The sequence below is a fragment of the Roseibium aggregatum IAM 12614 genome, from assembly GCF_000168975.1.
Classification (GTDB): Bacteria; Pseudomonadota; Alphaproteobacteria; order Rhizobiales; family Stappiaceae; genus Roseibium; species Roseibium aggregatum.
The window spans coordinates 169109-185750 of sequence record NZ_AAUW01000014.1 but is presented as its reverse complement, the minus strand read 5'-3'; the positions used below and the strand labels follow the sequence as shown (position 1 = coordinate 185750).

Genomic DNA, 16642 nt, shown 5'->3' with positions numbered 1-16642 from the left:
TCCGGCCAGAACCTTGTTAACGTGAAATGCCATGCGGGCCTCCAGCCCCTTGGCACTGCGATCCAAAAGAAGTTGCTCAGCCTGCTCAAAGGCGGCACGCCCTTTATCAGCCATGCCAGACCAAACGAGAAAGCGCCCCGCAACGGCCAGACGCTGAACTCTGTCATCCTTTGCAAACGCTGTCGGCTGCTTTGCCGCCTCAAGAACTCTTAATGTCATAAGCTGAGCAGATTTCCTGTTGCCAAGCTTTAGCAACAAATCTGCGGCCTCTACGAAGACTTCAAACTCTGTGTCTGCTGCGTCGTTGAGGTCGGGAAGCAATTCCAGCGTTCGTTTCGAGGCGGTGACTTCCCCTGCTTCCAGCTGGCCACGCGCTATAGCGAGATAAGCCTTATAAACACGGGGCAAACAATGAGGATCATCCAGCGCCAGGGTTTTCAGCGAATGCGCCACCCTGAGTGCCGCCTCAAATTCCTTCCTGAAAACGAGCCTCACCAGGATTTCGCTCAGAACAGCCGCTCTATGAAAATCACGGGTAAGGTTGTCAGCTAATTTCAGAGCCTGCTCATGATTGCCGTGATCGAGCAGGTGCTTCACAATGATCAGATGAGCTTTCAGCCGCTCGTTCCAATAATCGCCAAGGCTTCCAGCCGCCTGAATCGCCAGCTCGATTTCTCCCTGCTCAAGTTGAGCGAGTATCATTTGTTTTATGAAAGATCCCCTGGGCGTTCCGAACTCAAAGATCGTATTCTCATGGTATTCAAGAAATAGCTTTTCGGCTTCTGCCCATTGTTCGGCATCAAGCAGTGTTTTCACTGTTGGCGGGCTCATAACCCTGAGTTGCGCGGAGCGAATTTCGTCGTCTGCATAAATTCGCCAAAGGAACGCCTTGAACAGCTTGCTCGATCCGGTGCGCCGGTCTTCCTCATAAGCCAAGCCCAGCGCCAAAGTGTGCAGACAGTCTTTCGAGAGCGCTTCCTCACATTGAAATCTGGCATCTTCAACCTCCTGAGCGGAAGGAGGATCAAAGTCCTTAGCCTGAGCATGTCCGAAAAACAGACCAAATGAGATGGCAAAAAATAGTGTCTTAACAAGTGGCATATTGCTTTCTCGGAGGAGACGGCCAACCAACGGCTACTGCTTCAATCGAGCCATTTTGAGGCCACCCTCCGCGAACTGTATTTTAGGCAAACTCTCCGATCAATATCGGCGTTCACGCTTCACCAGTCTTCAGCCGTCACGCACCCCAGGTGTCGCTGAGCTTGTATCCGCCCGGCCAGGGGTCGCTTGGGTCGAGCATGTGTTGGTGAATGCCGGTGATCCAGCCGCGGCCGGAAATTTCCGGAACAATTCCGGGCCGGTCTCCCGCCATCTGCTGTGACACGATCCGGCCAGTGAAGCTGGATCCGATGATGGAAACGGCTTCGAAGGTGTCGCCGATTGTCATCTGACCTCTGGCCGCCATCAGTGCCATGCGGGCGGAAACGGCCGTGCCCGTGGGTGAGCGGTCGACCTTGCCCGGCTGGATGGCGACCGCGGACCGGCCGGTGAGGCCGGTTGGGGTCTGGGACAGCGGGCCGCAAAAGGCGCAAAAGGAGATGTGATTCCAGTCGGGGTTTTCCGGGTGAGAAAAGCCGAGCTGTTCGTTGGCCGCGTTGGTGATGCGTACCCCCAGGCGGGCAATGTCCTTGGCCTCGTCTTCAACAATCGCGAACCCGAGCGCCTCCGCATCGACAACCACGAAACTGTCGCCGCCATAGGCTGTATCGACCGTCAGCGTGCCGATGCCTTCCACATCCAGCGGCACCGACAGCTTGTCGGCGAAGCTGGTGACGTTCTGGACGAAGATGCGCTCCGCCTTGCCGTTCCGGCATTCGGCCTTCACCCGCACAAGCCCGCCGGGCGCTTCCAGAACCATTTCCGTGATCGGCTCGATCATCGGCACGATGCCGCCGTCAAGCAGCACGGTGGAGACGCAGATGGAGTTGGAGCCGGACATGGGCGGCGTGTCTTCCGGTTCCATGATGATGAAAGCGGCATCCGCCTCCGGATGCCTGGGTGGCACAAGCAGGTTCACATGGCGGAAGACACCACCGCGCGGTTCGTTCAGAACGAAATTGCGCAAGGTCTGATCCCTGGCAATGAAGCTGCGTTGCTCCCAGAGCGTTTCCCCCGGCGGCGGCGCGACACCGCCGACGATCACATCACCGACCTCGCCTTCCGCGTGGCAGGAAATCACATGGATGGTCTTGGTGCTGCGCATGGGGCTGCCTTTGGCTCGGCCGGCTCAGGAATAGCGGGCGACGGGCTCGCCCAGCACGTCGAAGATCGGCGTGATGCCGAGACCCGGCAGGTCGGAGGTGGTCATGCGGCCATTGACGCGTTTCGGCGCGCCTTCCGCAATGTCGACCGTGCCATAGCTGTTGAAGTCCGTTGCCGAGAAGGTGAACTCCGAAGGGGTCGAGCGGGCCAGATGGGCAATTGCCGCCGTGACGATGTCTCCGCCCCAGGTATCCTCGATGGTCATCGGAATGCCGTGGGCAATGCAAAGATCGCGCATCAGCTTGGCCTTGGTCAGGCCGCCGACCTTGGAGATCTTCAGATTGATGCAGTCCATCGCGTCTTCGGCAATGCCGCGCACCAGCGTGTTCGGCCCGTCGATCACCTCGTCCAGAACGAAGGGCAGGGCAGTCCGGCGGCGAATGGAGACGCTTTCCTCGTAAGTGAGGCAGGGCTGCTCGATGTAGACATCGAGCGAAGACACAGCCCCGACGACACGCGCAGCTTCATGCCGGGTCCAGCCGGTATTGGCATCGGCCACCAAGAGATCCGATTTCTTCAAGACGGAGCGTGTGGCGTGGATGCGGTTGATATCGTCATTGGCATCGCCGCCGACTTTCAGCTGGAACTTGGTATAGCCTTCAGCAGCATACCCTTCGATCTTCTTCGCCATGATCTCAGGGGCTTCCTGACTGATCGCCCGGTAAAGCGCCACATCGTCCTGTGCCGCGCCCCCAAGCAACGTATAAAGCGGCTGGCCCGTTGCCTTGCCGAGCAAGTCCCAGCAGGCGATATCAATCGGTGCCTTGGCGTAGGGGTGACCGCGCAGGGCTGCATCCATCACCCGGTTGATCTCACCGATGTTGAGCGGGTCCTTGCCGATCAGGTGGGGCGCCAGCTCCTGAAGCCCGGATCGCACACCCAGCGCGTAGCTCGGCAGATAGGCGGAGCCGAGCGGGCAGCACTCCGCATAGCCCTTGAGGCCTTCGTCGGTCTCGATCTCGACAACGGTGCTGTCGAACACCTCCACGAAATTGCCGTTGGACCAGCTATAGCGCCCTTCTCTCAGCGGAAGATCGACCTGAAAGACGTTGATGGCCGTAATTTTCATGAAGTTCCTCCTCCAGAGGGCACAGACGCGGCGCCCGCCATTTCCAGTTTTCTCAAACAAAGCCTGCGGGGAAGGGCGAATTGCCCGCAGGCCATTTGCTGCCCGCCGTCCCTAAAGACGTATCCCCGAACGGTAGGGATCCGCCGGATTGAAAATCAGCGTGGCATCGGACGTGACAAAGGCCTGTCCGGTGATGGTGGGAATGACACCGCCGCCAGGACCGGGCTGGTAGCTGATCTTGTAGGTGCTGCCGATGACGCTTTCCTGCAGGTAGTCCTGGCCCGGCGCCAGCGCCCCGTCGGCCGCAAGGCAGGCAAGCTTGGCCGAACAGCCGGTGCCGCAGGGCGAGCGGTCATAGGCGCCTCCCGGACACAGAACGAAGTTGCGGCTTTGCGCGGCCGGATCTTCTGCCGGTCCGAACAGCTCGATATGGTCGATCCAGGCGCCGTCCTTGCCGGTGACACCGGCCTTTTCCAGCGCAGTCCGGATTTTCAGGGTCAGATCCGTCAGCGGACGGATGTTCGCGCCGGTCAGGGCAATCGGGCTGTTCTTGACTAGGAAGAACCAGTTGCCCCCCCAGGCGACGTCGCCCGTGACCGGCCCTACCCCTTCAACCTCAACCGTGACATCCTTCGCCAGCCGGTAACTCTCGATGTTGACCACGGACACCGTGTTGGCGTCGATCAGGTCGATCTCGACCACGCCGACGGGCGTTTCGAACCTGTGCCGTCCCGGTCTGATCCGCCCGAGATGGGCCAGCGTCACGCCAAGCCCGATGGTGGCATGGCCGCACATGCCAAGGTTCTGCAGGTTGTTGAAGTAGATCACGCCGGCAGCGCATGCCGGGTCGGACGGCGGCACCAGCAAGGCCCCGATGATGGCATCATGCCCACGCGGCTCCAGAACGACGGAGGCACAGAAATCGAGATGCTCCGCTTCCAGCCGCGCGGCCCGCTCTGCCAGCGTCCCGGATCCAAGATCCGGGCCACCGTCAAGCACCACGCGGGTCGGCTCACCCGCCGTATGGCTGTCGATTACGCGCATTCGGCAATCACGCCCCCTTTCGTGCTCCAGTCGGCGTACCAGGTCCTGAACAGCTCGTATTGTGCTTCGGCATAATTGCGCTGCGCATCGCTGAGGGCATCGGTCTCGTTGAAGTGCAGCCGGTATTCGTCTTCACCGTTCAGCACCATCAGGTGCTTGTAGTAGAGCACAAGGTCCGAGCCTTCGTCGAAGCTGGAGAGCACGGCCAGCGCTTCTTCCAGTTCCCTTGCCCGCAGGCGCGCTTCCGCATGACCTTCTGCGGCCTTTTGGCAGAGTGCCACCAGATGCAGAACTTCCTTCGGAAGGGCATTGCCGATCCCGGTGATCGCGCCTGTGGCACCGCAATTGACGAAGCCGTGGTAGACAGCCGTGTCGACACCGACCATCAGCGTTACCTGATCGTCCTGCGAGGTGATGTTTTCGGCCGCATAGCGCAGATCGGCCAGACCGCCGAATTCCTTGAAACCGATCAGGTTCGGGAATTCGCGGCGCAGGTCGAAGAAGAGGTCCGCGCGGGTGGCAAAGCCATAGTAGGGGCTGTTGTAGATCACCGCCGGCAGACTTGGTGCCGCTTTCAGGATGTCGCTGAAGTGATTGCGCTGCGCGGATACGGAACTGCCGCGGGAGAGAACACGCGGGATGACCATCAGGCCGCGTGCCCCGACTTTTGCCGCATGGGCGGCATGGGCAACGGCGACCCTGGTGTTGACCGCCCCGGTTCCAACGACAACCGGGACGCCGGCCTTCACAAGACGCTCGACGCCTTCCATACGCTGCTCGTCCGTCAGGAGTGGCCAGTCGCCCATGGAGCCGCAATAGACAACGGCGGACATGCCGGCCTCTATCAGTTCCTTGCCCTTCTTCACGAGGGCATCGAAATCCGGCGACCGGTCGGCCTTGCACGGGGTCATCAGCGCGGGCATGCAGCCGGAAAAGATATTGGACGTCATCATTCACTCCTGGATAGGCCAGACCTGACGGCGAACTCCCGCGCCATGAGGTCTGACGGTCAAATCTAGTTGCGCTTTAACAGCGGCTGTTCGCAAGACATTTTCGGCGGTTCCCGGTTCAGGCGAGGCGAAGATCCCGGCCGGCGGCCGATACAATCCGGCCGCTTTCACATTCCAGCTCCCGGCGTTTCCTTCCGCACCCGAACCAAACAATATCGGCACTCTCAGCGATTGATAATCCAAATTGGATCCAATATTCAATATATAATATCGGAAATCATTTTCGCTTCACCAATCAGGGCCCATCCCGTAAAAAGTGGCCTCAAGGAGACCTGGTCCTATGAAACTGAAAACGATGGATATTTCCGCGACCGCCTCGGCGTCGTCGATCGTGTTCGACGCCCTGCGGAAAGCCATTATCGAGGGCCAGCTCGAAGAAGGAGAACCTCTGCGGCAAGATGAGATCGCCCGCCTGTTCAACACCAGCCGCATTCCCGTGCGCGAGGCGATTTCGCGACTGGAGGAACAGGGGCTCGTCAAGACACAGCGCTACAAGGGCGCGGTGGTCGCGGGTCTTTCACCGAAGGAGACAGCGGAAATCTTCGATCTCCGGGCCCTGGTGGAACCGGAAATCATCCGCAACGCCGTGCCTCTGATGTCGAGCGAGCTTTTGGCGGAAGCGCGGGAAAAATGCGCGGCGTTCTCCTCGGCCACCGACCCTATGACCTATGGCGACCTCAACCGCGATTTTCATGAAACGCTCTACAGCGCCAGTGACTTGAAGTTCTTTCAGGAGATTGCCGACAACGCGATTGACCGGGTGGAACGGCAGATCCGGGCCCAGCTTGTCATGTCCAACGGCATGGAACGGGCGGGACGCGAACATTTCGCCATCCTGGAAGCCTGCGAAAAAGGCGACGCTGACCTCGCCTCAAGGCTCACCCGGGAGCATATCCAGGGCGCCAAGGCTTCGCTCCTGAAACACCTGCCAGGGGCCTGAGCCGGAAATACTGTCCTTTATGCGGGACTGATCGACTGAACGGTGCCGGTTTCATCGATAATGCAAACCGCCTGCCCGCCGTCGAAGGTCAGGTTCACCTGATAGGCGCTTTCGCCGGAAGGCATGGAACTGACGGGCAGGACATTGCCGCCGGTGACCTTCAGCTCTTCCGCGGTTTTCGCGGCACACAGAAGCTGCAGATCCGTCGGAGCTGTTTCGCCCGACGAGCGCACGGCCCCGGCCGACGGGGTCTGATTGGAGCTGCTGGTATTGCATCCCGCAACCACGGAAAGACCAAGCCCCGCAGCAAGAAGCGCCGTAAATTTCCTTGATACAATCATGTTCATTTCAATCGTCTCCCCACCCATCACCGGCAGATCTCATACACCCTTGTAAAGAGCGGCCCCCTGCATCAGCACAATCACCTTCGCGCCAACTTCCACGCGGCTGTAGAGATCCGAGACATCCTCATTGTTCAGGCGGATACAGCCGGAGGAAATGTTGAGACCGATCGTCCAGGGCTGATTGGTGCCGTGGATGCGATAGATGGAATCCTTGTTGCCGACATAAAGATACATTGCACGGGCGCCCAGCGGATTGTCCGGCCCGCCAGGCATCCCGTTCGCCCATTTGGCGGATTCCGGATCACGGGCGATCATTTCTGGCGGCGGCGTCCATGTCGGCCATTCCTGCATGCGGCCGATCTTGACGATGCCGGCCCAGCCGAAGCCGTCGCGCCCGACGCCAATGCCATAGCGGATCGCCTGGAAGTTGGGCTGAACCAGATAGAGGAAATGCCGGTCGCCATCGATGATGATCGTGCCGGGCTTTTCCGCCGTACGGAACGGGACCACCTGCCTGCGGAATTCCTCAGGCGACTGGCCGTGCCGGTTATAGAATTTCGCCGCCGCGCGCGGCGTGTAATCCACCCACTTGCGTGTCGTCGGATCGTAGATCTGCGTCTGGAACGATTGCGCCAATGCCATGCCGGCAAAGACCAGCACGGCAAGGGCCGGCAGCCAGCCCAGCAAGGTGCGAAATGCGCTCGGCAGCTTGATCATTTGGTCCACTCCCCGATCCTGTCCGCATTGGCGGCTATCCAGTCTTTTGCAACATCTTCAGCCGGTTTGCCCTCCACGACGACGGCATAGCTCATCGCGGTCACATCCTCCGGTGTCAGTTCCATTTTCGACAGGAACGAGGCCACCTCCGGCATGCCGGTTTCGAGCGAGGTTGCAAAGGCAATCTTGAAACTGGAGGCGTCCCAGGCGGTATCGGCGTGAGACTTTGCCAGCCAGTCGTTGTCCTGGGCACGGGTGACGATTGTCCAGCGCGCAGGGTCATACGCCGGTTCTTCCAGCTTCACGATGTCATGAAGTTCAAAAACGTGATGCGGCCCGTAACAGTAGAAGACCACCGGTTTGCCGAAGGAAACCGCTGCGTCGACGGCCGCCATGGCGACATCTTCCGGCATTTCCAGGAGTGTCATTGTCTGGTCGTAGCCGTAGGAATGGGCCCTGATCTTTTCGATCTCCGTTGACGACCAGCTCGGTGCACCGATCCAGATCTCACCTCTGCCGTCACCGTCGCTGTCGAATTGCGCGGCCATCTCCGGCTTGACCAGGTCGGCAACCGCCTTGATGCCGGTTTGTTCGACCGTCGCGCGCGTTGCGCAGATGTTCTGGGTAGCAGCGACACTGATTGGACTGAGCGACAGGACTTGCTTTTCCTCGCTCAGCCGTGTCGCCATCGCCGACAGGTTGGGAAACCAGACTTCCGGGTGAACCTGGATATCGCCCCTGCCGATATCGGAAAGAATTGTCAGCGTGCCGCGCTCACGCAGTTCCGTTTCAACACCGAGACGCTCGTTCAGAACATCATGGATGATGTGGGCGGTAACCTGCGCCGACGGCCAGGCCGGCACGCCGATGACAACGGCATCGGCCCTGACGGGGTTGGCGGCAGCAGCCGCCAGAAACGAGGACATGAGAATAGAACGCCACACAGCCATCACTCCCTGCGCACCTGGGCGTCTACCATAAACACCGAGGCAAAATTTACGCAACGGCAAATAGCAAAAGCAATTTATTCCCGAAAGTTCACAGCCACGTCAGGGGGCGCAGCTCCTGCCTCAGTCCAGCAAAACGTCTTCCCTATAATCCGGCAGCCAGCATGGCCAATCCAGCTCGCTCTCGATCCGGTAGCGAAGGACATCGGCGGCATCCGGCTCGCCATGCGTGATGAAAGTCATTTTCGGTGGCCGCTCGAAATTGCCGAGCCATTGCATGATCTCGTCCGCATCCGCATGTGCCGAGAGCATGTGCAGATTACCAACTTCCGCCCGGATCGGCACATCAGCCCCGTGGATCCTGACGCTTGTCGCACCGGACGTCATGGTCGCGCCGCGCGTGCCGCCTGCCTGAAAACCCGCGAACAGGATCATGTTGCGATGGTCGGGAGCATAATGTTTCAGGTGGTGCAGCACCCGGCCACCAGTTGCCATGCCGCTGGCCGAGACGATTACCTTGGGCATGCGGTTCCGGTCGAGATCCTTGGATTCCTCGACATCGGCGACGTAATGCGCCGCTCCGTTCGACCAGTCGCATTCCTCCGGCGTCAGCCGGTGATCGTCCGGGTGTTTTCCATAGATGTTGGAGGCGCTGACCGCCATCGGACTGTCGAGAAAAATGGGCAGATCCGGAATTCGCCCCGTCTTCTTCAGGCTCTCGATGTGGAAGAGCAGCGACTGTGCCCGGCCAACGGCGAAGGACGGAATGACGACGGTGCCGCCGCGCCGCGCCGTCTTGGTAATGGCCTCGGCCAGAATATCGTCAGCATCCAGCTTCTCGTGCCGGCGGTTGCCATAGGTGGATTCGACCAGCAGATAATCCGCCTCGCGGATAGGCGACGGATCGAACATCGTCGCATCGCCATAGCGCCCAAGGTCCCCGGAAAAGACAATTCGCGTTCCACCCCAGGTCAATTCGACGATGGCCGCACCGAGAATGTGACCGGCCCTGCGGAAGCAGACGCTGAAGGCGTCCAGCATGTCGTGTGCTTCATCGAACGCGACCGGCCGGAACCGGTCGAGCGACACTTCCGCATCCTTTTTCGTATAGAGCGGCAGGGCCGGACGATGCTTGGAGAACCCGTGCCTGTTGGCAAATTCCGCGTCCTTTTCCTGCAGAAAGCCACTGTCGGGCAGCAGGATCGCACATAAGTCCCTTGTCGCCTTGGTGCACACGACCGGTCCCCTGAAGCCGTTGCGCACCAGCAGCGGCAGATAACCGGAGTGATCCAGATGGGCGTGCGTCAGAATAACCGCATCGATGGTTTTCGGATCGACAGGCAGCGGTGCCCAGTTCTTGAGCCGCAACTGCTTGTAGCCCTGGAAGAGGCCGCAATCGACCAGCACCCGCGTGCCGTCTTTTTCGAGCAGGTACTTCGAGCCTGTAACCGTGCCGACGCCCCCGAGAAAAGTCAGTTTCACGCTCATTGAGCTGCATCCTCCCGATTGTGTGCACAAGATTTCAGGTTCAAGGGCATCGCCTGCCCCCATAGTCCGGGAAGCAGGCATGAAATCAGCACCTTGCGCAAGTCTCCCTTTTGTCACGTCACCCGCGAGATATCGTTTTTACAGCCGTTTTCTCCACTGAGGACGGCCGGTTTCTGCCGGAAATGACTGCAGAAACGAGCGCTCGCATTGAAAAATGCTGCATTGCACCATATGTTGTTCTGACGATGCCGTGGCAGGCCTGACGCCGGGTCCGCCGAACACCGCGCCCTATCGGCCGGGCATCAAACCCAAGCAAAAAAAGACATGAGGAAGCGTTTCGGGGTGGGACAAAACTTCGTGGAAAGGAACCCGGACCTTGAAACAGACCGTTTCACACAGCGCTTCAGGAGCGCCCAGGATACCCGTAAACCTGGCGCTTCAAGGTGGCGGTGCCCATGGCGCCTTCACCTGGGGCGTCCTGGATCGTCTCCTGGAGGAAGAGACACTTCATATCAACGCCCTCTCGGGCACATCGGCCGGCGCAATGAACGCGGCGGCGCTGCTGACCGGCCTTGTGAAAGGCGGACGTGAGGAGGCGCGCGCTTCGCTGGCAGGTTTCTGGAAGACGGTTTCCAAGCGCAGCCGGTTTACCCCCTTCAACATGACCACATCCAGGGCGGTGCTCGGCGGATTGGGCATAGACTTCGAAAAACTGCCGTTTCTGTTCGGTGCGGGAATGGACTTCCTGTCGCCCTATGATCTCAACCCGGCAGGCTTCAACCCCTTGCGGGAAATCATCGAAGAAACCATCGACATCGACGCCATCGCCCACTCCGCCATTGCGCTGCATGTCACGGCGACCCATGTCGGCTCGGGCGAAGCGCGAATCTTTTCCAACAGCGCCATCAGCACCGACGTTCTGCTGGCATCCGCCTGTCTTCCCTCCCTCTTCCACGCGGTCGAGATCGACGGCGAGCACTATTGGGACGGCGGCTATACCGGCAATCCCAGTCTGATGCCTCTCGTTCTGGAACCGGGGGATGCGGACCTGCTGCTGGTGCAGACCAGCCCGACCGAACGGGCCGCCCTGCCGCAGGACGCCCGGCAGATCGCCGCACGCGAAAAGGAGATTTCCTTCAACGCGCCCTTGATCAAGGACCTGCGGCTGCTGGCTGAACTGCAGCACCAGGCCGGCATAAACGCTCCGGTGACCCGGTCGGGGTTCCTGCCGAGCCTGACCGGACGTGCCGCCGGTTCTGGACGGTCCGGTTCCAATGGGGATGCCAGCCGCACCGCCGACGGTTTTGCAACGTTGCGGGTCCACCGCATTGCCGGCGCCGCCATGAATGGCCACAGCGGTCAGTCGAAGCTCAACTCCACCTGGCCTTTTCTGGAACAATTGCGCGAGGAAGGCCGCAGCGCTGCGGACGAGTTTCTGCAAAAAAACGGCGCGCACCTCGGGCGGCGGTCCACCCTGGATCTCAGCCAATGGCTGCAAAGATCGGACGCTGCCCCTGTGCGGAAGGCAAAGGCCTCCTGACGCATCAACCCTGAACGGTCAGCGTGGCAGCAGACCGTTCAGGATGAGCTGGATCGTGTGGTTGAGATAGGTGCGGATATCCGACAGGCCGGTGATCACGTCGGGTGTCTTGGGGCGAAACAGCCGGGCTGCGATGAGGACATCCAGCAGATATTTCGCCGTATCCCGGGAAGATTGGGTGACAATCCTGCCCTTCGCGACCTCCTCTTCCACCCAAGCCGTCACGACGTCATGCAGTTCGCTGCCGCAGTGCCTTCTCAAAAGCACGCCCAACTCCTCGTTAGCGACGGCCTCCACATAGAACAGGCGCATCTCGGCAGCTTGCTGAAGATGTTTCTCGTCGCTCTGGTCAACCTTGAAAACCGCCTTGAGGGCGTCCTCAAGCGTCGCGGCGTGCCGCGCCGCCGGAACATCGAGGAGGTTGGCGCGGTGGCGAATGGCAAGTTCCGCGAAAAGTTCGATTTTCGAGGGAAACAGCTCGTACAGCGTTCGCTTGGAGATACCGGCATTCTTGGCGACCAGCGCCATGGTGGTGCCGTTGTAGGAGTGTTTCTGGAACGTGCTGAAAGCCGTCTCCACGACGCGCGCTTTCAGCGTTGCCTCGTCATGGACCTTCTGGCGTCCACGCTGCCGCTGTTCTGTGCCATCGCCCTGACCCGCCGGACAGGTTTTCAGTGGCACGATTGTATTTCCTGAAGAGCTCATCATGTCCCTCCCCCCGATACAAACAATTACCGAATTTCGATTGACGAGGGAACCTTTGAGAGAATATTGGTACCCAGGAGTTTTCTAATACTCCACAGCATTTGCGACCAAAGAGGTTCCTCCCGGAAATGACGTGTATCTCTCTCGGTTCGAGCACTGCGTCCCCGTGCTCAACGAAGAAGCCGTTCCGTGCTTTTCTTTTTGCCCTTCTGATGTCCTCCAGCCTGGCGTCCGGCAGTGCCCATGCCCAGCAGATGGGCGGTGCGGCACCCAAGCCGGAAGTCGGCGTCGTTGAGCTGCAACCGGAGTCGGTGGCAATCACCGCCAAGCTGTCGGGCAGGATCGCAGCGTCCCTGGATGCGGAAGTCCGGCCGGAGGTTGGCGGCATCATCAAGGAGCGGCTGTTCAAGGAAGGTACCGAGGTCAACGCCGGGGACGTGCTCTACCGGATCGAGGACGATCTTTACAAGGCAGCGCATAATAGCGCCCTGGCCGCCCTTCAAAAAGCGGAAGCCGCCCTGCCGAGCGCCCAGACCAAGGTCGAGCGTTACGAGGAACTGATCACGCAGAACGCGGTCGCCAAGCAGGAGCTGGATGACGCCAAGGCAGCCCTGGCCCAGGCGAAGGCGGACATCGCCGCGGCGAAGGCCAACGTGCAAACTGCAAGGATCAATCTCGACAACACCGTGATCAAGGCCCCGATTTCGGGACGCGTCGAAGCCTCGACGCTGAATGTCGGCGCACTGGTGACCGCCAGCCAGGCTGCGCCGCTGACCATCATCCGTCAGCTTGATCCGATCAATGTCGACGTCACCCAGTCGAGCACCAACCTGTTGAAGTTGCGCAAGGCCGTGCGCGAAGGCCGGATCAAGCTGTCCGGTGACAACGTTCAGGTGCGGCTGCTGCTGGAAACGGGTGAGGAATACTCGGAAACCGGCAAGCTGGAATTTTCGGAAGCCCACGTGGACCCGACCACGGGCACCTACACACTGCGCGCCGAGTTCCCGAACCCCGACAGGCTTCTCCTGCCGGGCATGTACGTTCAGGCGATTGTCGAGGAGGGCATCGCCCAGAACTCCTTCCTGGTGCCGCAGCGCGCAGTGTCGCGCAATGCCAGAGGCGAGCCGACGGCGCTGTTTCTTACCCAGGACGGCAAGGTGGAAGAGCGTGTCCTCCGGGTGGAAGGTGACATTGGCAACAACTGGCTGGTCAACGAAGGCATTTCGCAAGGAGACAAGGTCATCGTTGAAGGAACGCTGTTCGTGCGGGCCGGCCAGGAAGCCAATGGTACTCTTGTGACCATTGACGAAGCGACGGGGGAGGTGGAAAGCCGCGGTGAGGCGGTGATGAACACGGGTGAGACTTCCGACTGATGTCAGCTTTCTTCATCGACAGGCCGATCTTCGCCTGGGTTATCGCCATTGTCACGATGCTGGCAGGCGCTCTGGCCATCACAACACTTTCCGTTTCACAATATCCGCAGATCGCGCCGACCACGGTCAACATCAGCGCCAACTATCCCGGCGCCGATGCGGCAACGGTTGAAAACTCGATTACCAAGGTGATCGAGCAGGGCATGTCCGGGATCGATCACCTGGACTACATGACCGCGACCTCATCGAACACCGGTTCGGCCCAGATCTCGCTGACATTCTCGTCCAAGGCCGACCCGGACGTTGCCCAGATGCAGGTGCAGAACAAGCTGCAGCTTGTCTCCAGCCAGCTCCCGCAGATCGTGCAGAACACCGGCATCACCGTCACCAAATCGACTTCCGGCTTTCTGATGGTGCTTGGCTTCGTTTCGACCGACGGACGCCTGACCTCCACCGACATTGCCGACTATGTCGACAACACGCTCAACGACACGCTGAAGCGCGTCGAGGGTGTCGGTGAAACCCGGCTTTTCGGCTCCGGCTATGCCATGCGCATCTGGCTCGACCCGAAGAAACTGCTGAAATACAACCTGATGCCGAGCGATGTCAGCTCCGCCATTCAGGCCCAGAACACCCAGGTTTCCGCCGGCCAGCTCGGCGGTCTGCCGCAGGTCGAAGGTCAGCAGCTCAACGCCACCATTACCGCCTCCAGCCGCCTGCAGACTGCCCAGCAGTTCCGCGACATCATTCTGAAGAGCTCCGAAGACGGGTCGGTGGTCCGCCTCAACGATGTAGCCCGGGTGGAAGTCTCCAACGAAAGCTACAGCACCTCGGCCTTCTACAACGGCAAGCCGGCATCCGGCCTTGCGGTCTCGCTCGCAACTGGTGCCAACGCCATCGACACCGCACAGCGGGTGCGCGAGACCATCGACAGGCTGTCCTCGACGCTGCCGGCCGGGGTCGACGTGGTTTACCCCTACGACACCACCCCCTTCGTGAAGCTTTCCATCGAAAAGGTGGTCCACACGCTGCTGGAAGCGGTCGTGCTGGTGTTCCTGGTGATGTATCTCTTCCTCCAGAACCTGCGCGCAACCATCATTCCGACGCTCGCCGTACCTGTGGTTCTGCTCGGCACCTTCGGGGTGCTCGCCCTGTTCGGCTATTCGATCAACACATTGACCATGTTCGCCATGGTGCTCGCCATCGGGTTGCTCGTGGACGACGCCATCGTGGTGGTTGAAAACGTCGAACGCGTGATGGCCGAAGAGGGCTTGCCCCCCAAGGAGGCCACCCGCAAATCCATGAAGGAAATTACCGGCGCGCTGATCGGCATTGCGGTGGTGCTGTCGGCCGTGTTCGTGCCGATGGCGTTTTTCGGCGGGTCGGTCGGTATCATCTACCGGCAATTCTCGATCACCATCGTTTCGGCCATGGTGCTGTCGGTGTTCGTTGCACTCATCCTGACCCCGGCGCTCTGCGCGACCATCCTGAAAAAGGGCGATCACGGCCATAGCCGCGGCCCCTTCGCCTGGTTCAACAAGGGCTTCGATGCCAGTGCAAACGGTTACCGGGCGGCCAATGGCGGCATCCTGAAACGCGGCAAGCGCTTTCTCGTGCTGTTCATCGCCATCGGCGTTGCCATGGGCTGGATGTTCAGCCGTCTGCCGAGCTCCTTCCTGCCGCAGGAAGACCAGGGCATTCTGATTGCCATGGTCAACCTGCCCGTGGGCGCCACCCAGGGCCGGACACTGACCGTGCTCGACAAGGTGCGCACCCACTTCATGGAAAACGAACCGGATGCGGTCGACAGCGTCTTCACCGTTGCCGGCTTCGGTTTCGGCGGCCAGGGCCAGAACGTCGGCCTCGCCTTCGTCCGCATGAAGGATTTCACCGAACGTGAGGACCCGAGGCTTGCCGCGCAGGCGGTGGCCGGGCGCGCCATGGGAGCGTTCTCGCAGCTCAAGGACGCCCGTGTGTTCGCGCTTGCTCCGCCTGCCATTCAGGGCATGGGCAACACCAACGGTTTTTCCTTCTACTTGCAGGACATCAACGGCGCCGGTCACGAGCGGCTGATGGAAGTGCGCAACCAGCTTCTGGGCATGGCCGCCCAGTCCGGCAAACTGGCGGCGACACGGCCCAACGGCCAGGAAGACCAGCCGCAGTTCAAGGTCGACATCGACACGCAGAAGGCGCGCCTGCTCGACCTCGGCATTCCGGACATCAACGACACCTTGTCGATTGCCTGGGGCTCCGACTACGTCAACGACTTTATGGACCGCGGCCGCATCAAGCCTGTCTACGTTCAGTCCGATGCCCCGTTCCGGATGCAGCCGTCCGACCTGGACCTGTGGCACGTTCGCAATTCCAACGGCGACATGGTGCCCTTCAGCGCGTTTGCATCCTCGCGCTGGACCTATGGCTCGCCAAGGCTTGAGCGTTTCAACGGTGCCTCAGCGGTGGAACTGCAGGGCCAGGCGGCGCCCGGCGTCAGCTCGGGCGATGCCATGGCGGAAATCGATGCGCTCGTTTCCCAGCTTCCGACAGGATTCGTTCACCAGTGGACCGGCCTGTCCTATCAGGAAAGGCTGTCGGGCGATCAGGCAGCATCGCTTTACGCGATCTCGATCCTGATCGTGTTCCTGTGCCTTGCCGCGCTTTACGAAAGCTGGTCGATCCCCTTCGCGGTGATGCTGTCGGTGCCCATCGGCGTCTTCGGCGCATTGGCGGCAGCGCTCATCTTCGGGCAGACCAACGACGTCTACTTCAAGGTGGGCCTGCTGACGACCATCGGGCTGGCGGCGAAGAACGCCATCCTGATCGTGGAGTTCGCCATCGAACGGCAGCGCCAGGGCAAGGACCTGCTGCAGGCAACGCTTGATGCCGCCCGTCAGCGGCTCCGGCCGATCCTGATGACGTCCTTCGCCTTCATACTGGGCGTGACACCGCTGGCGATCGCCACCGGCGCAGGCTCGGGTGCGCAGAACTCCATCGGTATCGGCGTCATGGGCGGCATGATTGCCTCCACCTTGCTCGGCATTTTCTTCGTGCCGCTTCTGTTCGTCACCGTGCGGCGCATCTTCAGCCGCAAGCAGACGAACGAAGCAGCTCCCGACACGACAGGCAGCAAAGCCCATTGAGAGAGT

General features: G+C 60.4%; 14 protein-coding genes. 4 read left to right on the top strand and 10 right to left on the bottom strand.

Features of this window, described 5'->3' with window-relative positions:
* The 5 genes from SIAM614_RS19335 to SIAM614_RS19315 form a co-directional block, all read right to left on the bottom strand.
* A partial coding sequence (locus SIAM614_RS19335; RefSeq protein ID WP_006937107.1) for a tetratricopeptide repeat protein occupies window positions 1-1101 on the bottom strand: 1101 nt, incomplete at its 3' end.
* A gap of 136 nt (window positions 1102-1237) precedes the next feature.
* Window positions 1238-2263, bottom strand: coding sequence for a trans-3-hydroxy-L-proline dehydratase (locus SIAM614_RS19330; RefSeq protein ID WP_006937106.1), 1026 nt, complete (start codon window positions 2261-2263; stop codon window positions 1238-1240).
* Window positions 2264-2287: 24 nt separating this feature from the next.
* On the bottom strand, window positions 2288-3391 hold the full coding sequence (locus SIAM614_RS19325) for a cis-3-hydroxy-L-proline dehydratase (protein WP_006937105.1): 1104 nt from the start codon (window positions 3389-3391) through the stop codon (window positions 2288-2290).
* A 111-nt stretch (window positions 3392-3502) separates the two neighbouring features.
* Window positions 3503-4435: a 4-hydroxyproline epimerase gene (locus SIAM614_RS19320; protein WP_006937102.1), complete on the bottom strand. Its 933-nt coding sequence runs from the start codon at window positions 4433-4435 to the stop codon at window positions 3503-3505.
* Entirely contained in the window at window positions 4426-5385 is a 960-nt protein-coding gene (locus SIAM614_RS19315; protein WP_040440633.1) for a dihydrodipicolinate synthase family protein, read from the bottom strand. Before SIAM614_RS19315 ends, SIAM614_RS19320 begins: the two co-directional genes overlap by 10 nt.
* A 340-nt stretch (window positions 5386-5725) precedes the next feature.
* Here SIAM614_RS19315 and SIAM614_RS19310 point away from each other — a divergent pair, with 340 nt between their 5' ends.
* Window positions 5726-6385 carry a GntR family transcriptional regulator gene (locus tag SIAM614_RS19310; protein WP_006937100.1) on the top strand — a complete coding sequence of 220 codons (660 nt, stop codon included), beginning with the start codon at window positions 5726-5728 and terminating at the stop codon, window positions 6383-6385.
* Between the two features lie 17 nt (window positions 6386-6402).
* Here SIAM614_RS19310 and SIAM614_RS19305 read toward each other — a convergent pair whose 3' ends face one another.
* From SIAM614_RS19305 to SIAM614_RS19290, 4 genes are all read right to left on the bottom strand, one after another.
* Window positions 6403-6732: a hypothetical protein gene (locus tag SIAM614_RS19305; RefSeq protein ID WP_157139960.1), complete on the bottom strand. Its 330-nt coding sequence runs from the start codon at window positions 6730-6732 to the stop codon at window positions 6403-6405.
* 33 nt (window positions 6733-6765) lie between these two features.
* The gene (locus SIAM614_RS19300; protein WP_006937098.1) at window positions 6766-7446 is read right to left on the bottom strand and encodes a L,D-transpeptidase; all 681 of its coding nucleotides are present in this window, start codon (window positions 7444-7446) and stop codon (window positions 6766-6768) included.
* Entirely contained in the window at window positions 7443-8372 is a 930-nt protein-coding gene (locus tag SIAM614_RS19295) for an ABC transporter substrate-binding protein (protein WP_157139959.1), read from the bottom strand. Before SIAM614_RS19295 ends, SIAM614_RS19300 begins: the two co-directional genes overlap by 4 nt.
* Window positions 8373-8516: 144 nt before the next feature.
* On the bottom strand, window positions 8517-9881 hold the full coding sequence (locus tag SIAM614_RS19290; RefSeq protein WP_006937096.1) for an MBL fold metallo-hydrolase: 1365 nt from the start codon (window positions 9879-9881) through the stop codon (window positions 8517-8519).
* 376 nt (window positions 9882-10257) lie between these two features.
* Here SIAM614_RS19290 and SIAM614_RS19285 point away from each other — a divergent pair, with 376 nt between their 5' ends.
* Window positions 10258-11421, top strand: a complete 1164-nt coding sequence (locus tag SIAM614_RS19285) for a patatin-like phospholipase family protein (protein WP_006937095.1) — start codon at window positions 10258-10260, stop codon at window positions 11419-11421.
* An 18-nt stretch (window positions 11422-11439) separates the two neighbouring features.
* Here SIAM614_RS19285 and SIAM614_RS19280 read toward each other — a convergent pair whose 3' ends face one another.
* The gene (locus SIAM614_RS19280) at window positions 11440-12102 is read right to left on the bottom strand and encodes a TetR/AcrR family transcriptional regulator (protein WP_040440601.1); all 663 of its coding nucleotides are present in this window, start codon (window positions 12100-12102) and stop codon (window positions 11440-11442) included.
* A 236-nt stretch (window positions 12103-12338) separates the two neighbouring features.
* Here SIAM614_RS19280 and SIAM614_RS19275 point away from each other — a divergent pair, with 236 nt between their 5' ends.
* Both SIAM614_RS19275 and SIAM614_RS19270 read left to right on the top strand, forming a co-directional pair.
* Window positions 12339-13499 carry an efflux RND transporter periplasmic adaptor subunit gene (locus tag SIAM614_RS19275; RefSeq protein WP_006937093.1) on the top strand — a complete coding sequence of 387 codons (1161 nt, stop codon included), beginning with the start codon at window positions 12339-12341 and terminating at the stop codon, window positions 13497-13499.
* Window positions 13499-16636, top strand: a complete 3138-nt coding sequence (locus tag SIAM614_RS19270) for an efflux RND transporter permease subunit (protein WP_006937092.1) — start codon at window positions 13499-13501, stop codon at window positions 16634-16636. The genes SIAM614_RS19275 and SIAM614_RS19270 overlap by 1 nt, the downstream gene beginning before the upstream one ends.
* The last annotated feature ends 6 nt before the right edge of the window (window positions 16637-16642 follow it).

Bases quoted from the DNA above. Each gene is read 5' to 3' on its own strand.
- SIAM614_RS19270 (WP_006937092.1), top strand. From the start codon at position 13,499: ATGTCAGCTTTCTTCATCGACAGGCCGATCTTCGCCTGGGTTATCGCC.
- SIAM614_RS19275 (WP_006937093.1), top strand. From the start codon at position 12,339: ATGTCCTCCAGCCTGGCGTCCGGCAGTGCCCATGCCCAGCAGATGGGC.
- SIAM614_RS19305 (WP_157139960.1), bottom strand. From the start codon at position 6,732: ATGAACATGATTGTATCAAGGAAATTTACGGCGCTTCTTGCTGCGGGG.
- SIAM614_RS19290 (WP_006937096.1), bottom strand. From the start codon at position 9,881: ATGAGCGTGAAACTGACTTTTCTCGGGGGCGTCGGCACGGTTACAGGC.
- SIAM614_RS19300 (WP_006937098.1), bottom strand. From the start codon at position 7,446: ATGATCAAGCTGCCGAGCGCATTTCGCACCTTGCTGGGCTGGCTGCCG.
- SIAM614_RS19320 (WP_006937102.1), bottom strand. From the start codon at position 4,435: ATGCGCGTAATCGACAGCCATACGGCGGGTGAGCCGACCCGCGTGGTG.
- SIAM614_RS19315 (WP_040440633.1), bottom strand. From the start codon at position 5,385: ATGACGTCCAATATCTTTTCCGGCTGCATGCCCGCGCTGATGACCCCG.
- SIAM614_RS19295 (WP_157139959.1), bottom strand. From the start codon at position 8,372: ATGTCCTCGTTTCTGGCGGCTGCTGCCGCCAACCCCGTCAGGGCCGAT.
- SIAM614_RS19310 (WP_006937100.1), top strand. From the start codon at position 5,726: ATGAAACTGAAAACGATGGATATTTCCGCGACCGCCTCGGCGTCGTCG.
- SIAM614_RS19325 (WP_006937105.1), bottom strand. From the start codon at position 3,391: ATGAAAATTACGGCCATCAACGTCTTTCAGGTCGATCTTCCGCTGAGA.
- SIAM614_RS19330 (WP_006937106.1), bottom strand. From the start codon at position 2,263: ATGCGCAGCACCAAGACCATCCATGTGATTTCCTGCCACGCGGAAGGC.